A 6,059-nucleotide genomic window follows, 5' to 3' on the forward strand; every position below is an offset into this window, starting at 1 on the left:
CTGTCCAGACTGTGGGACTCACCATGACCGAGATATTAACGCCAGTAAAAACATTTTGGCCGCAGGACTTGCGGTGTCAGTCTGTAGAGCGACCATAAGACCAGAACAGAGTAAATCTGTTAAGGCAGGTGCGAAACCCCAGCGATGGGAAGAAACAGAAACTTAAATCGTGAGGTTTAGGAATCACCGTCCGTTTACGGCGGTGAGGATGTCAATGTCTTTCTCCCCACTCGATCGATGAATATAACGATTTTAAGACTTTTGGGCGGTGGGTAGCTTGGCTAATTCCAAGAGAGTACATTCCCAGACTAAACGGGGTTGAACGTAGGCTAACAGCTGCCGGCGGGTTTTTTCCAAGATTTGCAAACTCGAGCGCTCTCTTCGTCGTTGCCAATCCTCATACTGAAGATAACTCACGTACCATAATTGGGTTTCCGTGTCAAGGGTTTGAGCAATAATTTTTCCTAAGTTTAAGGACTGGGAGAGTTTTAGGGGAAATTTGCTTAAAGATTGCGGTAAATCTTGGGGGAGACTGTCGAGAAACTCTAAAGCGGCGATCGCTTCTCCGGGGCTGCCTTGGGCTAAACCGAGAATTGCCGGATAATTGAGAACGCGAGCGTGTCCGTTAGAGCGGAGGACTTGAGCGAGATTTTCTTCCGAAAGACGCTGAAAAGGGACGTGTTGACAGCGAGAAACGAGAGTAGGTAGTAAAGAGGAGGGACTGGGAGCAATCAGGATTAAAGTGGCTTTTCCAGGTTCCTCAAGCGTTTTTAAGAGCGCATTTGCCGCCGCTTCCGTCATGGTGTCTGCTTCCTCGATCACTACCACAGAGCGGGCCGATTCCAGGGGAGGACGACTTAAAAAGTTAGTAATCTCGCGAATTTGCTCGATGCGAATTTGCGGGGGAGCTTTACGCTTGAGATTGCTTTCCTGTGCTTCTTTTGCCGTGAGCAGTTTGCCTTGGTGTTGATAAGTGGGTTCAATCCAGAGTAAATCGGGATGATTGCCTCCCAGAAAGCGTTTCAGGATTAATTCCCTTGTTTCCGGCGATCGATCTCTAGTTAACAAGTCTTGACAGAAACATTTTGCGGCCAGATTACGTCCAATTCCCTTAGCGCCGGCGAATAAGTAAGCGGGAGCGATCGAATTGATTTCAAGCGCTCTTTGTAGTAGTTCAATGGCCTGATTTTGACCGATTAACCGTGACCAATCTATCATCTTTTCCCTGCCATGGCTCGCTATTCCTGTTCCTATTTTGTCGGTATTTCTCCTCATCAGACCGGGTTTTTATACGATGATATCCTAAGTTTGGGTGAATTTGAAATCATCAAGCGCCGGCCCGATGTCTTGCTTTTATCGGAAGTTCCTAACGATGCTCTCTTTCCACAGTTAGTGAAAGTGGAATTATTTATTCATCCTCCCACTAGCTCCGAACTTCAGATTGATTTATTGGTAAAAAATCATGAATTGCCCCTGAGAACTAATAATCGTTGTCGGCGATTTTTTGAATCTATTCACCAGATTATTACCAAAAATTATCAAGGGCAATCTCTGACCAGAATTACCGCTTAAAACTATTCGTTGCTGTCTTCGTCAGCTGACGGGGTGACAAGCAGATTGAAAGTGAGACAGGGTGTGAGGTGTGGGGGATAGGGTGTAGGGAAAAGTTTTGAGACTTTCGCCAAAATGAGAACGAGAGAATGAGGTTTTTGCTGCCTACGTTGATGAATTTCACGGCTTACAGCGAGGAGATTTTCCCCACACCCTTCAGATACCCAAGACTTGGGGACAAAATACCACCTTATAGCAGTTATCTTAGTGGTGAGGAGGAAAAAGTCTCCGGTTTTGGGGAACGCACCTTACCAGGTCTATGTCCTCTCGCAATAACAGAAAGGAAAATTGTTAGAGTAATTTCTGTTGTTCAGCTTCCTGAAGAGTTTGATGTAGATGATAAAGAGTGATTAATATTGTCAATCCTAAAATGAGAGACAAGATTGGCAAAGAAAATATCTGCACTCCTACACCATGTTGAAGCATTAGATAAGGAAAATAACTGAAGAGAGATACAAGATTAATAATAATTGGCACGAAAAAATAACGGGGGTAATAAAAACCAAAAATAATAGAAATAACATCGGCAGCAAAAAAGTATCTTTCGTGCATCTTCGGCAGTAAATAAGGGACAACCAAGACTGAGATAAGAGCCAGTTGAATCATTACTGGTATAGTAATTTTAAGGTGACTTTTGTAAATTATGTAAACGAGGTACACAATAACAGTTACTGTCAGCAATGCCCCCAGGGGAACAACCATTGAATAAAATTGATTGGAAATCCATACATATAGATTAGGAGCATTTAATGTTAGATCTTTAAATGTTCCAGCTTGATTGAGATAAATTGACAATAAACTTTTTAGTGATCTGCCTGCCATCCAACTTGAAAATAGAGAGAACAAATATACTAAGGGAACAATCAATAATGAAAACCAAGAGATATATTTTTTGACACCAAGCATGATTAAAAAAGGCGCAAAAAACATTGCTTGTTGCTTAAAAGAAACAGCGATACCAAAACAGATTAATCCTAATATATTTCGCTCAATAGCTAGATAATAGAGACAGGCAACTAACCAAAATGTATAAAGCATATCTGTCTGTCCCCAGTAAGAACTATTTAAAAAAACTGTAGGAGAAAACAAGACACTAATAGCAGCGATAATTGGTAATTTGCCTCTAGAATATTTGAGGCGAACTAGCTTATAAACAAAAAAAGCACAGAGAAAATCAAAAGGTATTGTAATCAGCTTGATAGCCAGAACTTTCGGCAAACTAGAATAAATATAAGAAGCAATAACCATTAAATATAAGTAGGGAGGATTGTAGTTAGCAAAATCATATTTAAAAGCACTAAATCCTCCGTGCTGGACGATAAAATCGTACCATTTACTGTAAGCTTTCATATCTGAGGTTAAGTTTTGCCAGCGACTCAGCCTTAGTAAAAAGGCAAGAATTACACTAATTATCACAATGGTTTGATTTTCAAATCTCCGCCAGAAACTTTGTAGTAAATTCATGAAAAATAACCCAACTGGGCAGTCGTAAGTAGTAAGTTTTCAACTGGAGCTAGTATAGCATCTAGTTGAGATTGGCGGGCCAGGTGGGAGATGTCTTCATGGCCTTGAGCCAGAAGCGATAGGCAAAGACTCCCAGCAGATGAATCAGGGTACGGAAGGTGACTTCAATTTTGAACCGCAGACCGTAGGCCGCAATAACCTCCGTTCCACTCAAGCTGAGGTCGGCCGATGCCGGTCTGATCATGTCCCTTTTTCTTGACTTCTCCTTGCTAGGCTGAGAACTTCCCACTGTCGAGCAAGCAAAGAACACAAAGTCGAGAAGAGCCATTTTTGCCTTCCTGCGTCGATTTGAGCGGGGGAAATTGACGACGTAAAAGCAAGGAATTACTCACTACCATAACCGAACTAAAAGCCATCAAAGCTGCTGCTAGGGCCGGACTGAAAGCTAGACCCCAATGGGGTAGTAATAAGCCACCGGCAATGGGAATAGCAAGGGTATTATAGCCCAAAGCCCAAAAAAGATTTTGTCGGATTTTTTGCCATGTGGCCAGACTTAAATGCAGAGATTGCACCACATCCTCCAGGCGATCGCTAATTAAAACGATCCCGGCCGTTTCCATGGCCACTTCCGTGCCACCGGCCAGAGCAATACCGATGTTAGCCTGTCCTAGTGCGGGAGCGTCATTGATACCATCCCCGACCATAGCGACGATTTTGCCCTCTTTTGTCTGTAAGTCAGCAATTAAGGCGGATTTTTCGGCGGGAGCAACTTGGGCATAAAATTGACTAATACCCAAACTATTAGCGATCGCTGTCACCACTTCTTGGCGATCGCCACTGAGTAAAATCACCTCTAAACCGAGTTTTTGTAACTGATTAACGGTTGTTTGAGCATCAGGACGCAATCGATCCTGAAAAGCGATCGCGCCGAGTAATTGTTCTTCCATACCCAGATAAATCACCGTTTTACCCGCTTGTAAAAGCTCTTGAATGCCCGGGATAGTTTCATCGATTTTAATGCCGTTCTGCGCCAACCATTGCCGATTTCCCAGAACAATTTTCGACCCCTGCACCCTTGCAGAAACTCCCAATCCGGCCACAGTTTGAAAATCTTCCCCCGTCAGGTTAGTAGGAGGAGTAACCGCGTCTAAAATCGCCCGAGCAAGAGGATGATTAGTACCACTCTCCACTACTGCCGCTAATTGCTGAATTTCCAGGGGATTAAGCTCAGAAAAACTCAAACAATCGGTAATTTCTGGATGACCTTGGCTAAGGGTTCCCGTTTTGTCAAAAACCACCGTTTGCAGTCGCGAGACGGTTTCCAAAACATCGCCCCCTTTAATTAAAATGCCCCGTTCAGCTGCTAAACTGGTTCCCACCAATAAGGCCGTCGGTGTGGCTAAACCGAGAGCGCAGGGACAAGCGACCACAAGCACAGAAATCGCTAATTTTAGGGACAAAAGTAGGGGAGAAGTGGATTGAATCATCTCGTGGTGTCCTGTGGTTGAACCTAACACCTCTGGAAAGAGCCTAGTTCCCCAAAAATACCAAAAGAGCAGCACAATTAGGGCAATTATCATCACTCCGTAGGCAAAATAACCCGCTACCCGGTCCGCTATCTTCTGCACCGGGGCTTTGCGAGTTTGCGCTGATTCCACGGCTGCGATAATCTTAGCTAGGGTGGTATCAGTTCCCACCTGACGAGTTTGCACGGCGATCGCACCAGAGAGATTGAAACTGCCAGCAATGACTAGATCTGCCATTTCCTTAACCACCGGCAGCGATTCCCCCGTTAACAAAGCTTCATCTACCGTGGTTCTTCCCTGAATAATCTCCCCATCCACGGGAATTTTTTCCCCGGGTAAGACGCGCACCCATTCCCCGACGCGCAGCTGTTCCACCGGAATCGCCACGCCCACACGGTCATCTGTACTACCAATCAGGTGAGCCACTGCCGGTTGTAGGGAGGTAAGCGCTTCTAGGTCTGCGGCTGCGCGATGACGGGAATGCGCTTCTAGAGTCCGTCCGAGGAGAATAAACCCTAACAGCATGACTGGTTCATCGAAAAAGCACTCTAGACCGAGATTAGGGAAGACAAGAGCTAAACAACTGGCTATATAGGCGCTACCTGTGCCTAAACTAACGAGAGTGTTCATATTTGGCATCCCGTGCCGTAATCCGCGCCAACCATCGATGAAAATATCGCGGCCGGGGAATAAAATGGCTAGGGTGGCTAAAGTCCAGTGAAAAGCAATACTTTGAAAGATGGGGATTTCTGGTCCCCCGATGTGGTGTAAGTGACCGACCAGGGAAAAAACCAGTAAACAACAAGCGATCGCTAATCGGTATAATTGTTGTTGCCGTTCTTTTTGTTGGTTTTGCCGACGTTGATTTTGTTGAGAAAGGGGAGTCGATGAGCTGCGCGGTTGGGTGGGGAATCCTATCGCGGTTAATTTTGCGGCTAACTGCTCTGGTGCGATCGCATCTGGTTGGTATTCAATCACGGCAATTTCCGTGATTAGGTTAACTTGGGCCGATTTTACCCCTTGATTTTGGCTGAGTTGTCTTTCTACGGCACTAACACAGCCGGCGCATTTCATGCCTTTTACGTCTAGAGTAGCGGTTTTTAGTCCAGTTTCGGCGGCTAGGATCATGGAAAAAGTAGGCAAGGATGGTCTTTACCGAAATTTTGGGTTAAAGCCCCGTCTTTTTAGGACGGCTTTTTAAACTATAGCTTGTTAACTTAACTTTTATTGTGCTATACTGATTTTATCTAAGTACCCCCTGCGTAAAATGTTTGTCTTAGAGTTTAAAGTTAAAGCTAAAACTCAACAGTATCAAGCGATAGACGATGCTATTCGTACTGCTCAATTCATCCGTAACAAATGTGTAAGGTTATGGATGGATACAAAAGGTACGGGTAAGAACGATTTATACCGATATTCTAAAGAATGAGCTTCGGGACTTTAAATTTGCCGATGAAC

At 44.5% G+C, this 6,059-nt stretch carries 5 protein-coding genes and 2 pseudogenes; 3 read left to right on the forward strand and 4 right to left on the reverse strand.

All coding sequences use genetic code 11. The features are described from left to right. A pseudogene (locus IM319_RS13480) lies at positions 1 to 173 on the forward strand (zinc ribbon domain-containing protein); the annotation flags it as partial. A 79-nt stretch (positions 174 to 252) separates the two neighbouring features. Here IM319_RS13480 and holB read toward each other — a convergent pair. Next, positions 253 to 1,218, reverse strand: a complete 966-nt coding sequence (gene holB / locus IM319_RS13485; protein ID WP_287735920.1) for a DNA polymerase III subunit delta' — start codon at positions 1,216 to 1,218, stop codon at positions 253 to 255. Positions 1,219 to 1,230: 12 nt separating this feature from the next. Between holB and IM319_RS13490 the strand changes: the two genes are divergently transcribed. Beyond that, positions 1,231 to 1,572, forward strand: coding sequence for a hypothetical protein (locus tag IM319_RS13490; RefSeq protein ID WP_287684775.1), 342 nt, complete (start codon positions 1,231 to 1,233; stop codon positions 1,570 to 1,572). A 330-nt stretch (positions 1,573 to 1,902) separates the two neighbouring features. Here the strand turns inward: IM319_RS13490 and IM319_RS13495 are convergent, their stop codons facing one another. The 3 genes from IM319_RS13495 to IM319_RS13505 form a co-directional block, all read right to left on the reverse strand. Further along, positions 1,903 to 3,075, reverse strand: a complete 1,173-nt coding sequence (locus IM319_RS13495; RefSeq protein WP_287735921.1) for a hypothetical protein — start codon at positions 3,073 to 3,075, stop codon at positions 1,903 to 1,905. Between the two features lie 61 nt (positions 3,076 to 3,136). Then, positions 3,137 to 3,319, reverse strand: a complete 183-nt coding sequence (locus IM319_RS13500; protein WP_287684772.1) for a hypothetical protein — start codon at positions 3,317 to 3,319, stop codon at positions 3,137 to 3,139. Between the two features lie 25 nt (positions 3,320 to 3,344). After that, positions 3,345 to 5,729 carry a heavy metal translocating P-type ATPase gene (locus tag IM319_RS13505; RefSeq protein WP_287735922.1) on the reverse strand — a complete coding sequence of 795 codons (2,385 nt, stop codon included), beginning with the start codon at positions 5,727 to 5,729 and terminating at the stop codon, positions 3,345 to 3,347. A gap of 139 nt (positions 5,730 to 5,868) precedes the next feature. Between IM319_RS13505 and IM319_RS13510 the strand changes: the two are divergent. After that, positions 5,869 to 6,059, forward strand: a pseudogene (locus IM319_RS13510) (RNA-guided endonuclease TnpB family protein); the annotation flags it as partial.

This window comes from Microcystis sp. M113S1 (assembly GCF_020246945.1).
Classification (GTDB): Bacteria; Cyanobacteriota; Cyanobacteriia; order Cyanobacteriales; family Microcystaceae; genus Microcystis.

What these genes read in the sequence shown, in the direction of transcription:
- IM319_RS13495 (WP_287735921.1), bottom strand. Translation starts at nt 3,075, where the DNA reads ATGAATTTACTACAAAGTTTCTGGCGGAGATTTGAAAATCAAACCATT.
- holB (WP_287735920.1), bottom strand. Translation starts at nt 1,218, where the DNA reads ATGATAGATTGGTCACGGTTAATCGGTCAAAATCAGGCCATTGAACTA.
- IM319_RS13505 (WP_287735922.1), bottom strand. Translation starts at nt 5,729, where the DNA reads ATGATCCTAGCCGCCGAAACTGGACTAAAAACCGCTACTCTAGACGTA.
- IM319_RS13500 (WP_287684772.1), bottom strand. Translation starts at nt 3,319, where the DNA reads ATGATCAGACCGGCATCGGCCGACCTCAGCTTGAGTGGAACGGAGGTT.
- IM319_RS13490 (WP_287684775.1), top strand. Translation starts at nt 1,231, where the DNA reads ATGGCTCGCTATTCCTGTTCCTATTTTGTCGGTATTTCTCCTCATCAG.